Source organism: Paenibacillus woosongensis (assembly GCF_009725165.1).
In the GTDB taxonomy this organism is placed as follows: domain Bacteria; phylum Bacillota; class Bacilli; order Paenibacillales; family Paenibacillaceae; genus Fontibacillus; species Fontibacillus woosongensis.
The window spans coordinates 1-388 of record NZ_WNZW01000061.1; the positions used below are offsets into that span (position 1 = coordinate 1).

Here is a 388-nt window from a genome sequence, read left to right on the forward strand (position 1 = left end):
TCGTCCATCATTCTCATGAATCCGTCAATCGGAATCGTACCCGCCATCTTTATCTTTCCGATTTTAACATCCGTTCTATCCTTTAATAAACAAACCATCTTAATCGCGTTCGCTCTCGTGCTGCTCTCATTCGGCGTCTTGTACGGGGTCAGCGCTCCGCTGCGCCTCACGATGCAGCCGGTGCATATGATTGGAATCCTGTTCTTATACACGGGAACGACCGTTATCGCGCTATCCATCACGAGCAGCGGCATCGAACTGCTGGACAACCTCAAGCACGCCACGGAAGCGAAGCAGGAACTGCTGGTCAAGAACATTATTATGGACACGCTTTCCAAAATCGATGCGCTTACGGAGCTGTACAACCACAAGACGTTTCATGAATATC

General features: G+C 49.5%; 1 pseudogene. It reads left to right on the top strand.

Going from position 1 to position 388, the window contains the following annotated elements:
* Positions 1–180 precede the first annotated feature (180 nt).
* Positions 181–388, top strand: a pseudogene (locus GNP95_RS26355) (GGDEF domain-containing protein); the annotation flags it as partial.